The sequence below is a fragment of the Enterobacter cloacae complex sp. 309I3 genome, assembly GCF_050031595.1.
Taxonomy (GTDB): domain Bacteria; phylum Pseudomonadota; class Gammaproteobacteria; order Enterobacterales; family Enterobacteriaceae; genus Enterobacter; species Enterobacter cloacae.
The window spans coordinates 2,778,108-2,798,357 of the sequence record NZ_JBLGWI010000001.1 but is presented as its reverse complement, the minus strand read 5'-3'; the positions used below and the strand labels follow the sequence as shown (position 1 = coordinate 2,798,357).

Below are 20,250 nucleotides of genomic sequence, written 5' to 3'. Positions count from 1 at the left end.
ATGGGATGTATATCACGCTAACCACGCCATCGCAGTATCACCCGACCCGTCAGGTGGCAAAGGTGAAAGCAAAACGGTGCAGCTCAAAAATGGGTGAAACGAAACAGCATTCACACCCAAAGACGGCCAGCGCTATCTATGCCGAATCTGGAGCCTGATGCGTACCGCGTTCAAAGATAACGATTTAGAGGTGTACGGGATGCGCGTTGTCGAACCGCACCACGACGGTACGCCTCACTGGCACATGATGCTGTTTTGCAAACCCGGTCAGCGTAAAGCCATTAACGAAATTATGCGTCGTTATGCCCTCAAAGAGGACGGACACGAAAAGGGTGCGGCAAAACAGCGCTTTGAGTCACGCCATCTTAATCAGGGCGGAGCGGCGGGTTATATCGCTAAATACATTGCAAAAAATATCGACGGTTACGCGCTCGACGGCCAGCTCGATCACGACACCGGCAAGCCTCTGAAAGATACGGCCGCAGCCGTCACCGCATGGGCGTCAACATGGCGTATCCCTCAGTTTAAACCGATTGGTCTCCCGACGATGGGCGCTTACCGCGAACTGCGCAAACTGCCGCGTGGGGTGAGTATTGCCTGCGAGTTTGACGACAGGGTCAAGGCCGCGCGAGCTGCTGCAGATGAGGGCGACTTTGAGCGGTACATCATCGCGCAGGGTGGGGCAAACATGCCGCGTGATGCTCAGGCCGTCAGGGTCGCCCGTAAGGTGACGGATGAGGTTAACGAGTACGAGGAAGATATCGAGAGGGTGGTCGGTATTTATGCCCCTCACCTCGGGGCTCACCGTGTCCATGTAACCCATACAGCCGAATGGCGAATCGTTCCAAAGGTTTTGGCCGTTGAGCCTTTGACCTTAAAAAGCGGCTCTGCCGCGCCTCGGAGTCCTGTCAATAACTGTGGAAAGCTCACCGGCGGCGGCGATCCAGTTATGACCCCCACACCGTCTGAGCAAGCCGCAGCGGTGTTAAATCTGATTGAGCGTGGGGTTATCGGCTGGAATGAGCCGGACGTCGTGAAGGTGCTTAACGGAGCGTTAAAAGCTGGCATACCGCGTAAGAATCGCCAGCAAAGAAGGAATGCGCCGCTCAAAACGAGCGAGCAAGCGCCATCAGCCAGGATGACAAAAGCCGAAAGGGAACGCGTCGCAAAAATTCGTTTCGATTTAGCTCTGGAAGGGATTAACCCGGAACGGTGGGAACTTAACGCGCTGACGCGTGGTGCAACAGTAGTTTATGGCAATAAGTCTTTTAGCTACTCGTTTGCTCAGGAATGGGATGAAATCAAGTTAAATTTTGACTTCTGAAAAAAATTTAATAGAATGTCCATGCTACCGCTTGGGATATCTACATTGCATTACTCTTCGTATTAGCTTTATACAGAGGGTATAAAGGCTGCTATTGGCAACAATGGCGCTTGCATGGAGATAAACTCATGTTAAAGCTAGTGAATGTACGCCAGTACAACCGCTACCGCTTCGGGCGTTGGGAGACGGTGCGCAAGCACCGTCGTTCATACCCGAATCGATAATATGCGGCCTAAGCGGTAGCGATTTCCTCATCGATTTCATCCATCATTTTAGCATAATGTTTTTCATCTCCTGTTGCTGAGAATATACTTTTTAGCTGTTTGAGGTACTTGTCTGGGTCAATGTCACCCATATCGGTGATATTCACAGAGTCAGAATGAGAACCTCGGTTTATGTATCGATAAAACGCCCTAAAATCGCTATTGTTCTCATCTTTTTCGAGTTTAGTTAGTTCATCTTGTAAGGAGTCTGTTCTGTGAACAAAACCAAAATAGTATTCTAAAATGTTTCTCATTATGTTTGGTATTATGATTTTATTGACCTTTTCTTCTTTAGCGTCTTTTAATATTTGCCAAAGTGATTGATACTCATTTTGTATACTATTTTTTTGTATTTCGGTGATGGTGCTAAATTCATTCTTTGTGATTCTAAAAAGACGGTAATCACGCTTGAACTTTTTGTCATCTTTACTTTTAGGAGATAATTTTATCAACTCATGGAAAAAATAGAGATTGTGAGTGAGTATTAGTATTTTTTTTGTAGTTTCATTTTTGATTAGTTCATGATGAATGATTGATGCTATATCATAAACATAATTTTGTGAAAGGCTAGATATTGGGTCATCAATGATTATTAAATTATCTCTGTTATCTTCGTCGTCTTTATCCGTTTTCCCTTTGCAACATTCCAAGAAATAGAGAAAAGTGATTAATGTTTTCTCTCCTTCACTAAGGGATTTGTATACATCATCATTTTCATCTTTGTCTGAACGGGAAATGATGTACATATCCTTATTTTCTTCGTGTTTTTTTACACTAAAGCCATATATGCCTAAACTTTTCAGTCTCAAGTTGATAGACTCGATTGTTTCATCGATGTTCGAAATCTGTTCTCTCAGTTCTTTAATGTTTTTAGTATTGTCCTTTCCTTTATTTTCAATTTCTTTCATTTCATCAAGAATCTTTTTGTGGTTATCTTGAAAGCTCTTTTCGTGAGCAGTTAAGGCATTTAATTCTGGATTGCAAAAGTTTCTAAGCGCTGGCCATATTTTACTTTTAACTGCGTTTTCGGTTTCCTTGAACTTTGCAACTTTAAGATTAATATCTTTAATTATTGTATTATAATCTGCAATGCACTTAATTATCTTTTGTTCGATTGACTCATCACTCTCAAGTATGATGATAGATGAAGGGTTATGAAGTTTGCTGATTATTAGATCTATATTCCTACTTGCAATTTCATCTAAAATTTTGATGTGAGAGGTGGTGATTTCTCTATCCTCTTCAGTTATCAGTTCACAAGTAGATATTTCTTGAGTTAATTTTTGATAAATTGGTTTCGTTGCTAACTCATAAGCTGATTTAATTGCGCTTATTTGATTTGTTTTATTAGAGTAACTTTCATCAAAGATAGACTCAATTGCCTCTATGAATTTAGCATTGATTGTGCTTTCTTGGCAGAATGGGCATAAATTATCTTTAAGATAAAGTTCTTTCCCTTTTTTTACCCAGTCAAGATTTTGAAGTTGTTTTATTGTTTCTGATAAATAACTGTTACTTGAGTCTATAATAGGTGTGGCTAATAGTTTATTATCTTCTTCTGAAAGTGCAAATGATAGCAAAGCAGTGATGAGAGGTATTTCTTTATTTTTGTGCTTTATCAGTTCGCTGTACTCTTTAGATAGTTGCTCCAAGTTTGCGATTGGTAATGCAGGTGTTTTTTGTAATTGAGCAAAAAAAGCCTTTTTGCTCCCTAGTGGACCTCGCATGACGTTTTTTAGATCAGACGATCTTATCGATTCTGTTTTTACCCAAATGGCCTCTATGCAGTCATTTTCTTTGGCGTTTTGTTCTTCTTTTAATTTTGTTGCTGCATCTCTTTTATTCCGGTATTGTTCTTTTAAATCTTGTCTTAAGTCTTCTTTTATTGCTAGATCTTTTTCTATATCTGCATTTTTCTTACTGAGAGTGAATACCCCTTTTTGTTCTTTTGCATGATAGAAGTTATCTTCGATGAATTTTGAATTATAAACGATTGGGCGATAGTCGTTTAGTAATGGACATTCGCATTCTGCAAAATCTTTGTGGGTCGTATTGTAAAAGAAATTGGAGATTGTAGATTTCCCACAACCGTTTTGACCATATAGAATATTTATTTTCTTTGAGAGGTCTACATTCGTGAAAATGTTTTTATTGTAACTTGTGACATTTTTTAGCCTAAGTTCCATGTTTACGCCTCATTTGTGATATATGATTTGTGTGTAGTGTTAGGTTGCTCACTAGCCCCCTAAATCATAAAGATCTATCTTAAGTCTGTGGGGGTTTCAAGCGCAAAAATAGTAGGGCTCATAACTACTTATAATTTTAGTGATATAGCGCAACCTTGAGTAGAAAATCATTCAAATTCAGCAGCTTTAGCAGTGCACGACATCGGTGCGTGAATTTGCATACATTTTTTATTAAGGAGTTTACCTGCCAGCGCCAGCACTGACGCGGTTCGGCACTTCAGATGCACGTGCATTTAATCCGCCACATTAAGCGGGCAGGCGAGGCGGGGATAGCACTGCGTGCCAGACGTGGTGGCAGGATTTATTTTGCGCGTCTGTGAGCGTCATGGTGGCGCGCTGAGCGGTGAGGCTGGATGTGAGGTGGTGGCAGGATTACGTGGCGTGTGCAACGTCTGGTGAGCTCTGAGGAAGTGCCGCCCGGAGGCGGCATTTTAACGGGGGGTTACTCGGCCTCGATGTTATAATCCTTAAAGCGGATCACCTCCATCCCGAGCCAGTCGTTTATCTCTTTGAAACGCTCCTGCAGCGGCGTCAACTCGTTACGCACAAACACCCGTGCCACCTTCTCGATATCGCCCATTGAGCCGATATTTTCAGGCTTGCCGCCCATAAGCTGGAACGGCACGCGGTGCGCATCGAGCAGGTCAGCGGCGCTCACCTTCTTGATGTTAAAAAAATCATCCTTCGTGGCGACTTCACTCAACGGCACGATCTTGATGCCATCCGGCTTTCCGTTCGGGGCATAGAAAAACAGGTTTTTAAAATTCCCGAGTCCTTTCGAGTCGCGCATCGCGGAGCGTAGCGCCTCAACGTCGGTGCTGCTCTGCGCCGCGTCGGTCACGTACATGATGTAACCCGCGTGCGCGCCGTTCTGGTAATACTTGCGACGAAACAGCGTGGCGGATTCATTCAGCCAGGCAGAATTGAGCGCGCTCAGGTATTCCGGCATCCCGTAAAGCTCCCGGTTGATATCAGGCTCAAGCAGATGAAACACCGAACCTGGGGCGAACTGGTGCGGGTGGGTAAAGCTCGACACGTACCAGTACCCGAGGTTGTCATGACGACGCTGATTATTGAGCCAAAACAAGAGCCGCAGGATGTGCCGGGCGTGGTGATACCGCCGCCGGGCGTGAGCGAGCCGGTAATCGAAAACACCCCGTTTTTTCCTGACGTTGATCCGAAGCGCGTGCGCGAGGAAATGCGACTGGAGCAGACCGTTTCCCCCGTGCGCCTGCGCCGGGCGATTAAGACCGCCATTGCGGAGACTAACGCGGAGCTGAGCGACTGGCGCGAAATTCAGCTCGAAGCCGGTTACGCCACGCTGGCGGATGTCCCGACCGACGAGCTCGACGGCGAGAGCGTGCGCGTTTTTCACTACTTTAACGCCGTGTGCTCGATGACGACGGCCACGCTTTATGAGCGTTTTCGCGGCATGGATGCGACCGCCAAAGGCGACAAAAAGGCCGACAGCATCGACAGCACTATCGATGAGATGTGGCGGGATATGCGCTGGTCTGTGGCGCGCATCCAGGACAAAGCGCGCTGTATCGTGGGGCAAATCTGATGAAAGCCTACGCGCTGCAGGGCGACACCCTCGACGCGATTTGCGCCCGGTACTACGGGCGTACAGAGGGCGTGGTCGAAACCGTACTGGAGGCTAATCCCGGCCTGTCTGAACTCGGCGTCAATCTGCCGCACGGCACGGCAATAGAGCTGCCCGAGACCGACAGCGCGGCCAGAACCGAAACGGTGAATCTATGGGACTGAGTATGGAAAAAATCACCACGTTTATCGCCTACTGGCTGGCCGTAGGGCTGGCATATGTCGGGGCAATGTCACCCGAAAAGATGGCGCTTTACGTGGGCGGCGGATGCGCCATTTTTACCGCGCTGACGAACTACTGGTTTAAGCGCAAGACGTACCTCTATCTGACATCGCTCGGACTCGATAAAGGGGCTATTCGTGAAATCAATCGTTAAAAATTGCAGTGTGGCCGCCGTGCTGGCGCTGGCAGCACTGATGCCTGACTTTCGCCTGCTAAACACCTCGCCCGAGGGGCTGGAGCTGATTGCCGACCTCGAAGGTTGTCGCTTGAAGCCTTACCAGTGCAGCGCGGCAGTGTGGACGTCGGGCATCGGCCACACTGCAGGCGTCGTCCCGAAAGGGGAAATCACCGAGCGTCAGGCGGCGGCGAACCTTGTCGCGGATGTGATGACCGTCGAGAAACGTCTCGCGGTCTGCGCGCCGGTAGAAATGCCGCAGCACGTTTACGACGCGCTGGTCAGCTTCTCATTCAACGTGGGAACCGGCGCGGCCTGCCGCTCAACGCTGGTCTCGTACATCAAGCGTCATCAATGGTGGCAGGCGTGCGACCAGCTCACCCGTTGGGTTTATGTGAATGGCTCAATCAATAAAGGGCTGGAAAATCGCCGCGCGCGTGAGCGTGCCTACTGCATCAGGGGTATTCAATGAAAGTGATGTTGTTTTTACTGGCCGTGCTGATGGCGGTTGTGCTCTGGCAGCGTCATGAAAACGGCAACCTGATGCGCTCCTTTGAACGGGCAAACAAGGTGGCAGTTGAACAGAAAAACGTGATCGGGATGCTGAAAAACCAGCTTTCCGTTTCGCAGGGAATTGCCAGGAAAAACGAAACCGCGCAGTTCACTTTACGCGGTGAGTTAATCGCCGCCGGTGCAATGGCCGGGCGACGGGAAGAAACCATTACGAGGCTGATTAATGAGAATGAAACGTTACGCCGCTGGTATAGCGACAGGCTGCCTGATGTTGTGCGCAGGCTGCACACTCGCGCCGGTTGCGCCTCCGCCGGTCATTGTTTACAGCGCCTGCCCGAAGGTGAGTTATTGCCCGATGCCGGAAAGCGATCCGGTCGTTAATGGTGACCTGAGTGCAGATATCCGCAGGCTTGAGCACGCGCTCGCGGCCTGCGCGCTGCAGATTGAAACCGTCAAAGACTGTCAGGATAAACTCGATGAAGAAAGCACGCAGCCTGCGCGCCGCGCTGATTAAAGCCGTTCCGCAGCTTGAAACAAACCCCGAAATGATGCGCATCTTTGCCGATGAGGGGAATATCGATGCGCGTCTCGCGGCCTCGCTGTCGCATGAGAAAATTTACACGCTGAATGTGATCGTGTGTGACTTTGTGGGCGACCCTGATTTGATTTTCGTGCCGGTGGCCGCATGGCTCAGGGAAAACCAGCCGGATATATGCACGCTCGATGACGGCCGCAAAAAGGGCTACCGTTTCCAGATGGATTTAAACGACGGGGACAGCGTCGATATCAGTATCAGCCTGCAGTTCACCGAGCGAACCCTCATCAAAGAGGAAAACGGCGCTCTGCATGTGAGCTATGCCCCCGAGCCGCCGCTGCCGGAGCCCGTCACGCGACCAAAAGAGCTCTACATCAACGGCGAGCTGGTGAGTAAATGGGATGAGTGACTTTAAGCCTTTTGACGACAAGCTCGCCGGGCTGATTGGTGCTTTGTCACCGGCGGGACGGCGAAAGCTTGCTGCTGAGATAGCGAAGGAACTGCGCAGATCGCAACAGCAACGCATCAAACAACAAGTTGCACCCGATGGCACGCCGTATGAGGCGAGGAAGCGTAAGCCGCTCAGGTCTAAAAAAGGGCGCATCAAGCGCGCTATGTTTCAGAAGCTGAGAACCAGTCGCTACATGAAAGCCAGTAGCCGCAATTATGTTGCTTTGGTGGAGTTTACCGGCAAAGTGCAGCGCATTGCGCGAGTTCATCAGCTCGGACTTAAAGACCGGCCAAATCGTCACGCGAAGGATGTGCAGTTTCCAAAGCGCCAGTTAATAGGGTTCAACCAGGTTGATAAAGATCTCGTTGAGGAACTGGCAATGGAGCATATTAAGAGTATTACAGTTGCTTGATGCACCCTCTCTTGAGGAGATGTTTGATTCTTAATGTTTAAAAAAGGATTGTCTTTTACATTAGTCTATGAATTGGCGGATTTTAATAGTAGGATGTAATTATTATACATCATCAGAATAGGGGCAGTATTGTCATTCAAAAAGCTTAAGTATTAAGCCATAAGCTGTGGCAATGCCGGCAAATAAAGTTGTAAATAAAACTACAAAAAAATTTTCTGATGCATAGAATTTTTTAAACCCATCTACAAAGCTTGTCATTTTTATTTCTTTGTTTTTGATTAACTCATTGGCAGCAAATTCTTTACTTGCTTCGAGTTCAAGATCATTTAAATAGTTGGATAAGTGAAAGTCTTTTACGAATTGTTCGATGGTCTTGATTGCAGTATAGCTGTTTACGATTTTTTCTGGTGTTTTAACTAGTAAACTTATGGCTTCGATAAAGGTCTTATTTGTACCTAATGCTTTATCCTGTACTGCCTTGTTAATTAAAACGAATAATTCGAAGAGATTACAACAAATTATGTATTTTTTATGAGCTTCTTTTTTTGCAGGAAAAGCAAAAGGTATTTGCTGTATCACACCCTGTTTATCTATAAGTGTTAGTGCCTCATTCAACTGATGCGTGTTGTTACGCTCAAGCACGTGATGTACAATATTTTGTACTGGTCGCAAATGACCAGTTAAAGACTCGACTAAATCAGAATCATCAAAGTGATTTGAATTGTCATCAGATATCTCGATCGAAGTACAACGTAAAGTCCCTATTGATGTCAAAGGATTAATGTTTTTATAATCCCCTGATTTAATTAATCCAGTAATTGATAATGCAAGGTCATGTATGTTTGGGTAATGGGTTAGTAGAGTGGTTTCTCTTAAGTTAACAGTTGTCGGGATGTCAATTTGAGTGTGCTTAAGTGTTAGTATAATGTATTTTTCAAAATAAAGATGGATAGTTATATTAAGTGTTTCATTCCCGTTTTTATAGGGGGCTTTATTACCAGTGAATCCTAATTTATTGGCTATTTTAGATATTGCGTTGTTGAAAATTATGGTTGGGCGCAGAACTAAGGGGCTAATATCAAAGTTTTCCATGCCTCCGCCTATTTTACGCAAAAATGATTTCCCTGACTCTAATAGGAAGAGTTCATGGGAATTCAAATAATTAGGAGACTTATTATCTAAAGATATCAGAATCTTCCAAGACTGTTCTAATTTGAAAGTCATTAGACATTCCCGTCTTAAATAGGAGGCACGGAAAGGATTTTAACCTCCCAATGTAAAGCTAGTTTACACTTGCGCTCGACTGCGCCCATGCCATATCGTCCAGCAATCATATAGTATCAATCACGTGGAGATCAACTAATTATGATGTGATTATGTGAAGTTCGTTGTTGTTATCAAAGTGGAAATAAGAAATTTGAACATTATTCTCTACGGGTATTTGGTAGAAATTTTAATTAAGTAAACATTATTGCCCGGATGATAGCGTAGTAGGGGCTCTCATTTTCTGGATGTTGTTCCATAAATGACAAAACCTTGCTTCATTGCCGCTGGCCTTTCCATTCGGCATCCTTTCCCCATGAATAATCTAACTTCTCTGCAGGAAATCGCACGCGCGATCCGCAACCTTATCCGCACCGGCATCGTGACCGACGTCGACCACGACGAGGGGCTTTGTCGTGTCCAGACCGGCGGCATGGAAACCACCTGGCTGAACTGGCTAACCTGCCGCGCCGGTCGCTCGCGCGTATGGTGGGCTCCTTCTGTTGGTGAGCAGGTGCTTTTGCTCGCTGTCGGCGGCGAGCTCGATACGGCGTTTGTGCTGCCCGGCATTTTCTCTAATGACAATCCCGCGCCGTCTGCCTCCCCTGATGCGCTTCATGTGTCCTTTCCTGACGGGGCGGTTATCGAGTACGAGCCCCAAAGCGGTGCGCTCACCGTGTCAGGTATTAAAACCGCAGACGTCACCGCGTCGGACTCCATTACGGCCACCGTGCCGGTGGTGCTGGTGAAAGCGTCGAGCCGCATCACGCTCGATACGCCCGGGGTGGTTTGCACCAACAAGCTGACGACCGGCACGCTCGAAGTGCAGAAAGGCGGGAAGATGACCGGAAACATCGAGCACACCGGAGGGAAACTGACCTCAAACGGCGTGCAGGTGGATGACCACGCACACGGCAACGTACAAAGCGGCGGAAGCTGGACTAAGGGGACGCAATGACAGTGCGTTATCTGGGTATGAACAGCCAGACCGGCCTCAGTATCTCTGAGGTTGAGCATATCAGGCAAAGCGTGCGCGACATTCTGGTCACACCGATTGGCTCGCTCGTCATGCGCCGTGAATACGGCTCGCTTCTGTCGGCGCTGATTGACCAGCCGCAGACTCCGGCGCTGCGACTGCAGATTATGGCCGCGTGCTATTCCGCGATCCAGAAGTGGGAGCCCCGCGTCAGCCTGACGACCATCACCTTTGAACGGTCAGAGACCGACGGCGGGCTGTATGTCGACATCACCGGCAACCGCTCAACCGGCGGCCAGCCTTTTTCACTCACCATTCCACTGAGTTAAACGCTATGGCAATTGTTGACCTTAACCAGCTCGCCGCACCAGATGTTGTGGAAGTGCTGGACTATGAGACCATCCTCGCAGAGCGTAAGGCGACACTCGTCTCGCTTTATCCTGAGGAACAGCAGGAGGCCGTCGCGCGCACGCTGACGCTTGAATCAGAGCCGATTGTTAAGCTGCTGGAGGAAAACGCCTACCGGGAAGTTATCTGGCGACAGCGCGTCAACGAGGCTGCGCGTGCGGTCATGCTGGCTTACGCTGCTGACAGCGACCTCGACCAGATAGGCGGAAATTACAACGTTGAGCGCCTCGTCATCACGCCTGCAGACGACACGACGTTTCCGCCGACGCCAGCCGTTATGGAGTCTGACACCGACTACCGCCTGCGCATTCAACAGGCTTTTGAGGGGCTGAGTACCGCAGGCTCTACCGGCTCATATCAGTTTCATGGCCGCCGCGCCGACGGGCGGGTCGCGGATATTTCCGTCATCAGTCCTGAGCCTGCGTGCGTGACCGTGTCCGTGCTGTCGCGCGAAAATAACGGCGTCGCCTCTGACGAGTTGCTCGCCATCGTGCGTAACGCGCTGAACGATGAGGACGTCAGACCGGTCGCTGACAGCGTGACCGTGCAGTCAGCGAAAATCGTCGATTATAAAATCATCGCATCGCTTTACCTGTACCCCGGTCCGGAAAGTGAGCCGGTGCTCAGTGCGGCAAAAGCAAAGCTGCAGGCATATATCAGCGCGCAGCACCGGCTCGGGCGTGATATCCGCAAATCAGCCATTTATGCTGCCCTCCACGTCGAGGGCGTGCAGCGCGTCGAGCTGGCCGCGCCAGTGGCCGATATCGTGCTCGATGAGACTCAGGCGTCATGGTGTAGTGAGTACAGCGTGACTATCGGGGGCAACGATGAGTAATACCCGGCTGTTGCCGGTGGGCTCGTCGCCGCTTGAGGTGGCGGCGGCGCGCGCCTGCGCTGAGATTGAAAAAACTCCCGTTCCCCTGCGCCGACTCTGGAGCCCTGACGACTGCCCGGCAAATCTGCTGCCATGGCTGGCGTGGGCGTTTTCCGTTGACAGATGGGATGAGAAATGGCCGGAGGAGACTAAGAGGGATGTGATCCGTAATGCGTGGTACATCCACGCGCACAAGGGAACGATAGGTGCGGTGCGCCGCGTGGTCGAGCCGCTCGGCTACCTGATAAACGTGACTGAGTGGTGGGAAACCAGTGACCCGCCTGGCACGTTTCGACTCGATATCGGTGTGCTGGAGACCGGTATCACCGAGGAAATGTATTACGAAATGGAGCGGCTTATTGCTGATGCAAAGCCAGCCAGCCGCCATCTTATCGGCCTCAATATTATTCAGGACATACCCGGCCATATGTACACCGGAGCCCTGACTTATGACGGCGACATCATCATGGTTTACCCAGGGTAAGTGAGAACAAAATGACAGTGAAATACAAAACGGTCATCACCAAAGCCGGTGCCATCAAGCTGGCTGCAGCGGCCATCCCCGGCGGGAAAAAGGTAAATTTGACGGCGATGGCCGTCGGTGACGGCGGTGGCGCACTGCCAACTCCTGACCCAAACCAGACAAAGCTCGTCAAAGAGGTCTGGCGTCACGCACTGAACAAAATCAGCCAAGACAGGAAAAATAAAAATTACGTCGTGGCGGAGCTGCTTATCCCGCCTGAGACCGGCGGTTTCTGGATGCGCGAGCTTGGGCTCTATGATGACGCTGGTACGCTGATTGCGGTCGGCAACATGGCCGAAAGCTACAAGCCCGCGCTGGCAGAGGGGGCAGGGCGCGCGCAGACCGTGCGCATGGTCATCATGGTGAGCGACATCGAGTCAGTCGAGCTGACCATCGATACTTCAACGGTGATGGCAACGCAGGACTACGTCGACGACAAACTCGCGGAGCATGAACAGTCCCGCCGCCATCCTGACGCCACGCTCACCGCAAAAGGTTTCACACAGCTAAGCAATGCGACCGACAGCGCGTCTGAGATCGTCGCAGCAACGCCGAAAGCGGTTAAGGCGGCATATGACCTTGCGAAAGGAAAGTACACGGCTCAGGACGCCACCACGGCGCAAAAAGGTATTGTCAGGCTAAGCAGTGCTACCGACAGTGTATCGGAGCTGCTCGCAGCGACGCCAAAAGCCGTCAAAACAGCATATGACCTTGCTGATACAGCAAACAAAGCGGCTAAACTGGCTGACGATAATGCTGACACATGGTTACTCAAGACAAGTAATCTTTCGGATATGTGAATGTCCGTATTGGTCGTCTGGAAATGAAAGAACAAATCATTCCGGGCAACTATGGGAACTTTGACAATCTTTTCTATACGCAAGCAGTTGCGGATGGCAGATTCCAGCCTAAAGGTAACTACACCCCGGCAGGACAGGCCTATACCAAGGCTGAAAGTGATGGCCGTTTTAACCTGAAAAATACAGCAAGTAAAAACTCCAATGGATGGCATAAGGATTCCAGCACAGGAATAATTATCCAGTTCGGTAGCGGCGGTTATACAAATGGAGGCCGGATCACGTTCCCTACTGCATTTCCCAATGCCTGTCTCTCGGTAACCGGAAATGATACAGGGTCAGGAATAGTCAAGGTATCTCTTGGGCGCGAAATACCACCGGTTTCACAATGTATTCTGAACAAAGCAACGTTTCTCTTAACTGGATAGCGATAGGTTACTGATATGGCGATTTTCTTTAGCCCTTCGAAGATGGGTTTTTATGATGATGTTATGGAAGCTGACTACGAGACTGCTAATTCATGGCCTGCTGATGTCATTCCAGTTTCTGAAAGATGGTATCAGAGCCTTATTAAGGAGCAGTCTGCAGGAAAAGTAATCACTCTGAATGAGTATGGTTATCCCGTTCTTTCCGACCCGGAACCACCGATGCAAGAACAGCTGGTTAGGGAAGCTGAGAGCAATAAACAGAAGCTGATGCAGGTCGCAGGGGATGCCATTGCGCCACTGCAAGATGCTGAGGAACTTGGAATCGCCACCGATGCTGATAAAGCATTACTCATCCGCTGGAAGCGTTACCGGGTGATGCTAAACCGCCTCGATACGAGCTAAGCACCATCGATAGAATGGCCTGAACTGCCTGAATAAACGAAGCCCTCCAGCGTGAGGGCTTTTTGTTTGTTGTACTGCCGCTGGTGCATAACCTTAACGGGAACGGCTACACGACGGGCTTAGAGCTTGAGGTTAAGGTTTCGGATGTGGAGTATGAAAGCGAAGAGATAACTCAATAAAAGTTGTTTATATGTTTGATATGTAAGGGTTTAATGGTTAAAATTGATGCATCAATAACGCTCTGAGGTGCTCGCCATGTTTCATTGTCCAAAATGCCATTACGCCGCCCACGCTCGCACGAGTCGCTATTTTTCCGATACGACAAAAGAGCGTTATCATCAGTGCACAAACATCAACTGCAGTTGCACGTTCGTCACCACTGAGACGGTCGAGCGTTTCATTGTATCGCCGGGTGAAGTTGTGCCAGCGCCACCGCATCCTTCCACCTCAGGGCAGCATTTATTGTCATGGCAATAGTTAAAAAATGCACATGTTAATGTGGTTGTTTAGATGTCAGTGTAGACATAAAGTTGAAGATATGTGAGAAGCGATACCATTCAAATTCATTTTTATTATTCTAAAAATACAATTAAATCAATTACTTGTGTTTATTTTATTATGGGTTCTCTTTTCTGCTCCCATTAAAGACGAGATTGAGGTGTGTGTTTTTTGTGCAACTATGCACTGTGGGGTTTGTTTTAGATGACTAATTTTACGTTGTAAGATAAGATGCAAAATAAATCAAATTACACCGATACGATATGTCTATTTTAAACATTGCATTTTGGAATATTAACATTGCCCCATTATTTTATTCAAAAGTAGATAATGCCAAAATGAAGTATCTTTATGGCCTGTGCAATGAATTTTTTACAAAACGTATTGTAGATGTTTTGATCCTTTGTGAAATGAATGAAACCGCAATTGGGCATTTGAAACGAGAATTGAATGGGCTTTCAATTGTTAAGGCAAATGATATGGTTTCCAAAAACCTTTATTTTGATATGGTTATGATCCATAATCATAAAATTAAGATATTAGAACAAGCACCTATTTTTAAAAAATCAAACCCGAGTTGTGATGAGGGTTATAATATTAAGGCGGGATATTCCTTTTTGATTTCTTTATCGCAGAACAAATCAAATGATAGTGGAAAAATTAATATTATTGCATCACACTGGCCCAGCATTATAAGAGACAACTCTGTTTTCAAGAGGAAACATGCAGCAAGACAGATAAAGACAATTCGTGATATTGAATCAGTCAAGTCTGATAGACAAATTGTTTTGATGGGCGATTATAATGTTGAACCAACATCTGAAACGATCAAAGATTTGATGTATACTACTACTAATAGGCACTATGCAAAATTGGATGGTGATATTATGTACAATTTGTCTGAATCATTCTCTGGTCCTCACATTCCCAATTTTCATGGGGTTGACTACCACTTTTCAGGATCTTGGGTATCATCCGACGCACAGTTTCGGAATAAAGAAGAGTCTTCTTGCAAAAATTTTGATCAGGTCATGGTACCTTCTAGTATGATTAGTAATGGTCCTTGGATTATAAATGAACGATCTTCAAGAATAATATCCAATGCTGAAATAAAAAAAGCAATAAAGGATGGTGTCATAGATCACTTTCCGATTCTTATTCGAATTGAAAAAAAAAGGTGAGTTATGAAAGATAAAAATAGCAAAAACTTGTTTGCGGCTGCTGTTGCTGAAGGTCTCCAGCGGGCGAATGAACTTGAGCTTAAAATTGAACGTATTTTAAAGATAATCGAAGAAGCAAGCGATGCCGTTAATTCCGTATATGATGATGTCAAAATTTCCGCCTCTACAATTGGAGATTCGCATTATTTAAAAATATCAGCAAATCTAGACTATAAAGATAACTTCGAAACGAGAAGGGTGATGGACATAGAAATTATTAAGGAAAATGGAAGTCAGATAGCAGTTACCACTCGAAAAGGTAAAACAGCAGTAGATTCAGAAGAAGAACTTGTTAACATTTTTCTCGAAATCTTATCGTCACCGACTTTTTGGAGCGGTATTTCAGATATAAGGAACCGCGTTTAAGTATGCATTCATATGGATTTGTTTAAGTAAAGCCGTCAACAGACCCGCTTTTTTTCAAATTCATATGACTGATTTACATCGAGCTTGGCAAGATAAGGTGTTTTTTTTGATTCGTGGCCAAGACTCTAATCCTTTTTTGCAATGAATATCAAGAGCCTCGAAAAAACGAGGCTTTGAGTTACGATGTGGTCAATATGTGGACGTGACCTGAAATAAATCCTTTTATTTCATTATGTTGAAAGGTTTCAAAAAGCTCCTGAGGGAGCCTTTTTGGTATCAGAACACTTTCTTGTACGGTCGAACCGTCACTTTCGCATACACACCCGCAGCAACGTACGGATCGGCATCGGCCCAGGCCTGAGCGGCCTCCTGGGATTCAAACTCGGCAATCACCGTGGAGCCAGAAAAACCGGCAGCACCCGGATCGTTGCTGTCGACGGCTGGCATAGGGCCCGCAGTCAGTAAACGCCCTTCATCCTGTAGCAACTGTAAGCGTGCGAGGTGAGCAGGGCGTACAGACTGGCGTTTTTCCAGGGAATCAGCGACATCTTCAGAGTAAATCACGTAAAACACGGTGAAGCTCCTTAACCATTAAAAGTGTCAGTTACGTTATGTGAAAGGACAACTGACTGCAATGTAAAATAAAAACAATGTTAATACCCTGATCTGAATGCCTCTTTTTTGGCCTCTCCCGCGCCTAAATTGCGCCAGAACAAAGTGTCTTATTGAATATGATTGCTATTTGCATTTAAAATCAGGATTCGGTTTTTTAACGTTGATGATTATGACTTCGATGACCCTTGATTTACCTCGCCGCTTTCCCTGGCCGACGCTGCTTTCTGTCGTGATTCACGGTGCTGTCGTGGCGGGTTTGCTCTATACCTCGGTTCATCAGGTTATTGAAATGCCAGCGCCTTCGCAGCCCATTTCAGTGACGATGGTCTCGCCTGCGGATCTTGAGCCGCCGCAGGTTGCACCACCGCCGCAGCCGGTTGCTGAGCCAGAACCAGAACCAGAACCTGAGCCGGTTCCGGAGCCACCAAAGGAAGCGCCGGTGGTGATCCATAAGCCAGAACCCAAACCGAAGCCTAAGCCGAAACCAAAACCGGTGAAAAAGGTGGAGGAGCGCCCTAAACGGGAAGAACGTCCGGTTGAACCACGCGCTACGCAGAGGGTAGAAAACACAGCGCCTTCGCGTCCGTTGATGAACAACACGCCCGCGACCGCAAAACCGACGCCAACCGCGCCCGCTGGCCCGCGCGCCGTGAGCCGCAACCAGCCGCAATATCCTCCTCGTGCTCAGGCGTTGCGCATTGAAGGTCGTGTGCGGGTTAAATTTGACGTCACCCCGGATGGGCGTGTTGATAACGTGGAAATCTTGTCTGCTCAGCCTTCAAATATGTTTGAGCGTGAAGTGAAATCGGCGATGCGCAGATGGCGTTATGAGCCAGGCAAACCAGGCAGTGGGTTGATCGTTAATATTGTTTTCCGCCTGAACGGCGGGGCGCAGATGGAATAAGAAAAGCCTCCGCAAGGAGGCTTTTTTATGCCTGAAGATCAGGCCTGAGGCAGCTGGCGGGGTTTGCCCTCGCTATCGACTGCCACATAAATAAACAGCGCTTCTGTTGCTTTATAACGCTGTCCAATCGGTTCAGATGAGACCTTTTTCACCCAGACTTCAATGTTAATGGAAATGGAAGTATTACCGCGCTTGACGCAGCGTGCATAGCAGCAGACCACATCACCCACCGCGACCGGGCGCAGGAAGGTCATCCCATCCACCCGGACGGTCACAACGCGACCATGCGCGATCTCTTTTGCCAGAATTGCGCCGCCCATATCCATTTGCGACATCAGCCAGCCGCCAAAAATATCGCCATTGGCATTCGTGTCCGCAGGCATTGCCAGTGTGCGTAAAACCAGTTCGCCCTGAGGGGCGTCATTTGTTGTCATTGTTTTAAACTCGTAACTGAAGACTTCAGGCGGGATGCTACTATGATTTTTGGCAGGAGAGAATAGACCAGAACGCCTGTTGTGCACGTTCTGGTCGGGGATTCATCAGTGTTTATCATCCTGCGGCATGTGCCGGTAGATATAGACACCGCTTAACAGAGTGAAGATGAGCGTCAGCGCCGTCAGGCCAAAGACCTTGAAGTTGACCCAGATATTCTGCGGCAGCCAGAAGGCGATGTAGATATTCGCCAGGCCGCAAAGAATAAAGAACAGCGCCCAGGCGATATTCAGACGAGACCATACTTCCTGTGGCAGCGTCAGCTCTTTACCCAGCATGCGCTGGATCAGGGGTTTTTTCATTACCCACTGGCTGATCAGCAATGCACCGGCAAACAGCGCGTAAATCACGGTGACTTTCCATTTAATGAATTCATCGTTATGGAAGAACAGCGTCAGCCCACCGAACACGGCCACCAGTGCGAACGTAATCAGAGCCATTTTTTCGACTTTACGATAGCGAACCCAGCTGTAGATCAGCACGATAGCGGTAGCAACGATCAGCGCCATCGTGGCTGCATAAATGTCATACAGCTTATAAAACGCGAAAAACACGACCAGCGGTAAAAAATCAAGAAACTGCTTCATTCTGTGATTCCATCTTCTGTGTGGGGCCGGGTGCTGCGATACACCCGGCCACAGGATTACTGACGAATTAACATATACAGGCGGAACAGATAAACCAGCAGTATCGCTGAAATCAGGTTACTCAGCGTGTTGGCTACCACCGCACCGACGTTCGGCGTTAAGACTGCAAAGTTTGGGGCAAACAGCAGCAGGAGCGTTTTGGCCAGCAGCCAGCTAATTACGGCCGGTGCCACCAGGCGCATATTGGCCCATGCCAGTTTGATGCTGCTGCGCATGGCGGTAAAGATCCCCATTTTGTCCTGCACCACCATCACCGGAGCGAACGCGAGGACGATAGCCAGCAGCACACCTGGAACCACAACGAGCATGATCCCCATCTGCACCAGCAGGGTGGTTAAAAAGATGAGGATAAACAGCTTAGGCAATACCGGCGCGCTGGCACCGATCGCCCGTAAGGCGCTGACGCGGTGGCCTGCAGAAACCAGCTGGATCATCAGCAGAACGCCGCCCGCGAGAATGGCATTGCCGATCAGTCCAGAGAAGGTCGATGCCGCAGAGGCCCGCAGCAGGATTTGCTGCTGCTCTGGCGTCATGTTTTGCACCAGCTCAAACAACCCCACGCTCCCTGCAAGATGGTCACCCTGGCTCAGGCTGGCGATCTGTTCGTCACTCGGAGAGAACGCGTGACCCAGCACCACCGTAATAAAGGCGCATAACAACGCGATCAGTAAAAAGGTTACGAACTGATTGCGGAAAAAGTTTCCCGTGTCACGGTAGACAGACTTCGCCGTGATAGACATGCACTCTCCTTGAGTATTGCAGGTGTTAATTAGCCGGCAATTGTACACCGGATAACGCGGTCGTGGCAGCATCAAGGCTTGTATGGAAAAGCATATCTTTGTAAAGCGGCGGTAATCCGAAGCGCGCGCGGGCGCGATTACAGGCTTCGTTGACCTGACCCTCTTCGCCAGACATCGCAAAGTCCCGACACGGGCTGGGGCGATCCTCATAGATGGAGCAGCGGGTCGACACGCCTGGCTCGCCTTGTAACGCCACACAGCGGGCCTGCTTTTGATTCGTACCGCTCATGCAGCGCAGAAAGGGGGATAACGGTTCAGAGAGATGAACCGGAACGGTGCCGCCGCCATCGCTGGCTTCGGCCCAGTAGAAAGAGACTCGAAAATACGCACAACAGGCTCCGCACGTCATGCACGGGTTCATATCACTCATGGCACACCTGCAAAAAAGAACGCATCAAATCACATTGTGAGAGCGCTAAATTATCCAGCCGCCATTCGAAGAGCAAGAGGGGGAAACAGAAAATTTTGTAACCGGGAAATGCCAAAAATTGACGTAAGAACAACTTTTTGGCCTTACGGTGTGTCACCAAAAATTAACCCAGATCAATGAATGTTAAGTTACTGGTTTTAATGTGATCTGTGACAGATCACTTATTACTCATTTGTGAGTATATTCTCATCCGCAGCTAAAACCACAACGATGGAGCGGATATGAAAAAATTAGCGGTGGCAGCCCTTATCTTAAGCAGTCTCTCTGGCGGCGCGTATGCGCATGAAGCAGGTGAATTCTTTATTCGTGCCGGTTCGGCAACGGTACGTCCAACTGAAGGTTCTGATAACGTGCTGGGGATGGGTGGCTTTAACGTCAGCAACAATACCCAGTTAGGTTTAACATTCACGTATATGGCGACGGATAACATTGGCGTTGAGCTTCTGGCAGCGACGCCATTCCGTCATCGCGTTGGTTTAGGCCCAACCGGTGATATCGCCACGGTGCATCATCTGCCGCCAACGCTGATGGCGCAGTGGTACTTTGGTGACTCAAGCAGCAAACTGCGCCCCTATATTGGCGCAGGCGTGAACTACACCACCTTCTTTGATGAGAAATTCAACGATACCGGTAAAGAGGCCGGGCTGACCGATCTCAGCCTGAAAGATTCATGGGGCGTGGCAGGACAGGTGGGGATGGACTATCTCATTAACCGCGACTGGTTAATTAACGCCTCGGTCTGGTATATGGATATCGATACCGATGTCCGCTTCAAGGCAGGCGGACAGCAACAAAGCATCAGTACCCGTCTGGATCCATGGGTATTTATGTTCTCTGCGGGTTATCGTTTCTGATTCTACTTT

At 48.4% G+C, this 20,250-nt stretch carries 26 protein-coding genes and 4 pseudogenes; 22 read left to right on the top strand and 8 right to left on the bottom strand.

What is annotated here, in order from left to right:
* Positions 1–2: 2 nt before the first annotated feature.
* Positions 3–1,324, top strand: a pseudogene (locus tag ACQG22_RS13310) (replication endonuclease); the annotation flags it as partial.
* Positions 1,325–1,556: 232 nt separating this feature from the next.
* On the opposite strand, the gene ACQG22_RS13305 reads toward ACQG22_RS13310, so the two are convergent.
* Positions 1,557–3,773: an AAA family ATPase gene (locus ACQG22_RS13305; protein WP_426711553.1), complete on the bottom strand. Its 2,217-nt coding sequence runs from the start codon at positions 3,771–3,773 to the stop codon at positions 1,557–1,559.
* A 502-nt stretch (positions 3,774–4,275) separates the two neighbouring features.
* Positions 4,276–4,878 (bottom strand): annotated as a pseudogene (locus tag ACQG22_RS13300) (phage portal protein); the annotation flags it as partial.
* Positions 4,879–4,890: 12 nt separating this feature from the next.
* On the opposite strand from ACQG22_RS13300, the gene ACQG22_RS13295 reads away from it, so the two are divergent.
* The 8 genes from ACQG22_RS13295 to ACQG22_RS13260 are packed head-to-tail and all read left to right on the top strand — an operon-like array spanning position 4,891 to position 7,744.
* On the top strand, positions 4,891–5,397 hold the full coding sequence (locus ACQG22_RS13295; protein ID WP_336340089.1) for a head completion/stabilization protein: 507 nt from the start codon (positions 4,891–4,893) through the stop codon (positions 5,395–5,397).
* Positions 5,397–5,600: a tail protein X gene (locus tag ACQG22_RS13290; protein ID WP_336340090.1), complete on the top strand. Its 204-nt coding sequence runs from the start codon at positions 5,397–5,399 to the stop codon at positions 5,598–5,600. The genes ACQG22_RS13295 and ACQG22_RS13290 overlap by 1 nt, the downstream gene beginning before the upstream one ends.
* Positions 5,591–5,812 (top strand): hypothetical protein, encoded by a 222-nt coding sequence (locus tag ACQG22_RS13285; protein ID WP_001354073.1) that lies wholly within the window; start codon positions 5,591–5,593, stop codon positions 5,810–5,812. The genes ACQG22_RS13290 and ACQG22_RS13285 overlap by 10 nt, the downstream gene beginning before the upstream one ends.
* Positions 5,796–6,305 (top strand): lysozyme, encoded by a 510-nt coding sequence (locus ACQG22_RS13280; RefSeq protein ID WP_336340091.1) that lies wholly within the window; start codon positions 5,796–5,798, stop codon positions 6,303–6,305. The genes ACQG22_RS13285 and ACQG22_RS13280 overlap by 17 nt, the downstream gene beginning before the upstream one ends.
* Positions 6,302–6,727 carry an Rz-like lysis system protein LysB gene (gene lysB / locus ACQG22_RS13275; protein WP_336340092.1) on the top strand — a complete coding sequence of 142 codons (426 nt, stop codon included), beginning with the start codon at positions 6,302–6,304 and terminating at the stop codon, positions 6,725–6,727. The genes ACQG22_RS13280 and lysB overlap by 4 nt, the downstream gene beginning before the upstream one ends.
* Positions 6,615–6,860, top strand: coding sequence for an Rz1-like lysis system protein LysC (gene lysC, locus ACQG22_RS13270; protein WP_336340093.1), 246 nt, complete (start codon positions 6,615–6,617; stop codon positions 6,858–6,860). The genes lysB and lysC overlap by 113 nt, the downstream gene beginning before the upstream one ends.
* The gene (locus ACQG22_RS13265) at positions 6,823–7,290 is read left to right on the top strand and encodes a phage tail protein (RefSeq protein ID WP_336340094.1); all 468 of its coding nucleotides are present in this window, start codon (positions 6,823–6,825) and stop codon (positions 7,288–7,290) included. Before lysC ends, ACQG22_RS13265 begins: the two co-directional genes overlap by 38 nt.
* The gene (locus tag ACQG22_RS13260) at positions 7,283–7,744 is read left to right on the top strand and encodes a phage virion morphogenesis protein (protein WP_336340095.1); all 462 of its coding nucleotides are present in this window, start codon (positions 7,283–7,285) and stop codon (positions 7,742–7,744) included. The genes ACQG22_RS13265 and ACQG22_RS13260 overlap by 8 nt, the downstream gene beginning before the upstream one ends.
* Before the next feature lie 132 nt (positions 7,745–7,876).
* On the opposite strand, the gene ACQG22_RS13255 is transcribed toward ACQG22_RS13260, so the two are convergent.
* The gene (locus ACQG22_RS13255; protein WP_426711552.1) at positions 7,877–8,968 is read right to left on the bottom strand and encodes a hypothetical protein; all 1,092 of its coding nucleotides are present in this window, start codon (positions 8,966–8,968) and stop codon (positions 7,877–7,879) included.
* A gap of 355 nt (positions 8,969–9,323) precedes the next feature.
* Here ACQG22_RS13255 and ACQG22_RS13250 point away from each other — a divergent pair, with 355 nt between their 5' ends.
* The 11 genes and pseudogenes from ACQG22_RS13250 (at position 9,324) to ACQG22_RS13200 (ending at position 15,499) form a co-directional block, all read left to right on the top strand.
* Positions 9,324–9,965, top strand: a complete 642-nt coding sequence (locus ACQG22_RS13250) for a phage baseplate assembly protein V (protein WP_336340097.1) — start codon at positions 9,324–9,326, stop codon at positions 9,963–9,965.
* Positions 9,962–10,312 carry a GPW/gp25 family protein gene (locus ACQG22_RS13245; RefSeq protein ID WP_336340098.1) on the top strand — a complete coding sequence of 117 codons (351 nt, stop codon included), beginning with the start codon at positions 9,962–9,964 and terminating at the stop codon, positions 10,310–10,312. The genes ACQG22_RS13250 and ACQG22_RS13245 overlap by 4 nt, the downstream gene beginning before the upstream one ends.
* Before the next feature lie 5 nt (positions 10,313–10,317).
* Complete coding sequence (locus ACQG22_RS13240) at positions 10,318–11,226, top strand: baseplate assembly protein (protein ID WP_369706926.1); 909 nt, start codon at positions 10,318–10,320, stop codon at positions 11,224–11,226.
* The gene (locus tag ACQG22_RS13235; RefSeq protein ID WP_336340100.1) at positions 11,219–11,749 is read left to right on the top strand and encodes a phage tail protein I; all 531 of its coding nucleotides are present in this window, start codon (positions 11,219–11,221) and stop codon (positions 11,747–11,749) included. The genes ACQG22_RS13240 and ACQG22_RS13235 overlap by 8 nt, the downstream gene beginning before the upstream one ends.
* A gap of 11 nt (positions 11,750–11,760) precedes the next feature.
* Positions 11,761–12,507, top strand: a pseudogene (locus tag ACQG22_RS13230) (phage tail protein); the annotation flags it as partial.
* A 104-nt stretch (positions 12,508–12,611) separates the two neighbouring features.
* Entirely contained in the window at positions 12,612–13,013 is a 402-nt protein-coding gene (locus ACQG22_RS13225; RefSeq protein ID WP_336340101.1) for a gp53-like domain-containing protein, read from the top strand.
* Positions 13,014–13,028: 15 nt separating this feature from the next.
* Positions 13,029–13,415: a tail fiber assembly protein gene (locus ACQG22_RS13220; RefSeq protein WP_369706927.1), complete on the top strand. Its 387-nt coding sequence runs from the start codon at positions 13,029–13,031 to the stop codon at positions 13,413–13,415.
* Between the two features lie 83 nt (positions 13,416–13,498).
* Positions 13,499–13,594 (top strand): annotated as a pseudogene (locus ACQG22_RS13215) (late control protein); the annotation flags it as partial.
* A 76-nt stretch (positions 13,595–13,670) separates the two neighbouring features.
* Positions 13,671–13,892, top strand: a complete 222-nt coding sequence (locus tag ACQG22_RS13210; protein ID WP_336340103.1) for a DNA-binding transcriptional regulator — start codon at positions 13,671–13,673, stop codon at positions 13,890–13,892.
* Positions 13,893–14,176: 284 nt separating this feature from the next.
* Positions 14,177–15,094 (top strand): hypothetical protein, encoded by a 918-nt coding sequence (locus ACQG22_RS13205; RefSeq protein WP_426711551.1) that lies wholly within the window; start codon positions 14,177–14,179, stop codon positions 15,092–15,094.
* 3 nt (positions 15,095–15,097) lie between these two features.
* Positions 15,098–15,499 (top strand): hypothetical protein, encoded by a 402-nt coding sequence (locus ACQG22_RS13200; protein WP_336340105.1) that lies wholly within the window; start codon positions 15,098–15,100, stop codon positions 15,497–15,499.
* 276 nt (positions 15,500–15,775) lie between these two features.
* Here the strand turns inward: ACQG22_RS13200 and ACQG22_RS13195 are convergent, their stop codons facing one another.
* Complete coding sequence (locus ACQG22_RS13195) at positions 15,776–16,072, bottom strand: YciI family protein (RefSeq protein WP_008502794.1); 297 nt, start codon at positions 16,070–16,072, stop codon at positions 15,776–15,778.
* 220 nt (positions 16,073–16,292) lie between these two features.
* Between ACQG22_RS13195 and tonB the strand changes: the two genes are divergently transcribed.
* A complete protein-coding gene (gene tonB, locus ACQG22_RS13190; RefSeq protein WP_013096280.1) occupies positions 16,293–17,018 on the top strand; it encodes a TonB system transport protein TonB in 726 nt (241 codons plus the stop codon).
* Positions 17,019–17,056: 38 nt separating this feature from the next.
* On the opposite strand, the gene yciA is transcribed toward tonB, so the two are convergent.
* The 4 genes from yciA to ACQG22_RS13170 form a co-directional block, all read right to left on the bottom strand.
* Complete coding sequence (gene yciA, locus ACQG22_RS13185) at positions 17,057–17,452, bottom strand: acyl-CoA thioester hydrolase YciA (protein ID WP_013096281.1); 396 nt, start codon at positions 17,450–17,452, stop codon at positions 17,057–17,059.
* A 105-nt stretch (positions 17,453–17,557) separates the two neighbouring features.
* Complete coding sequence (locus ACQG22_RS13180) at positions 17,558–18,097, bottom strand: septation protein A (RefSeq protein WP_013096282.1); 540 nt, start codon at positions 18,095–18,097, stop codon at positions 17,558–17,560.
* Between the two features lie 56 nt (positions 18,098–18,153).
* Positions 18,154–18,897, bottom strand: coding sequence for a YciC family protein (locus ACQG22_RS13175; RefSeq protein ID WP_013096283.1), 744 nt, complete (start codon positions 18,895–18,897; stop codon positions 18,154–18,156).
* A gap of 25 nt (positions 18,898–18,922) precedes the next feature.
* On the bottom strand, positions 18,923–19,327 hold the full coding sequence (locus ACQG22_RS13170) for a YkgJ family cysteine cluster protein (protein ID WP_340346050.1): 405 nt from the start codon (positions 19,325–19,327) through the stop codon (positions 18,923–18,925).
* A 281-nt stretch (positions 19,328–19,608) separates the two neighbouring features.
* Here ACQG22_RS13170 and ompW point away from each other — a divergent pair, with 281 nt between their 5' ends.
* Positions 19,609–20,241: an outer membrane protein OmpW gene (gene ompW / locus ACQG22_RS13165; RefSeq protein ID WP_013096285.1), complete on the top strand. Its 633-nt coding sequence runs from the start codon at positions 19,609–19,611 to the stop codon at positions 20,239–20,241.
* Positions 20,242–20,250 lie beyond the last annotated feature (9 nt).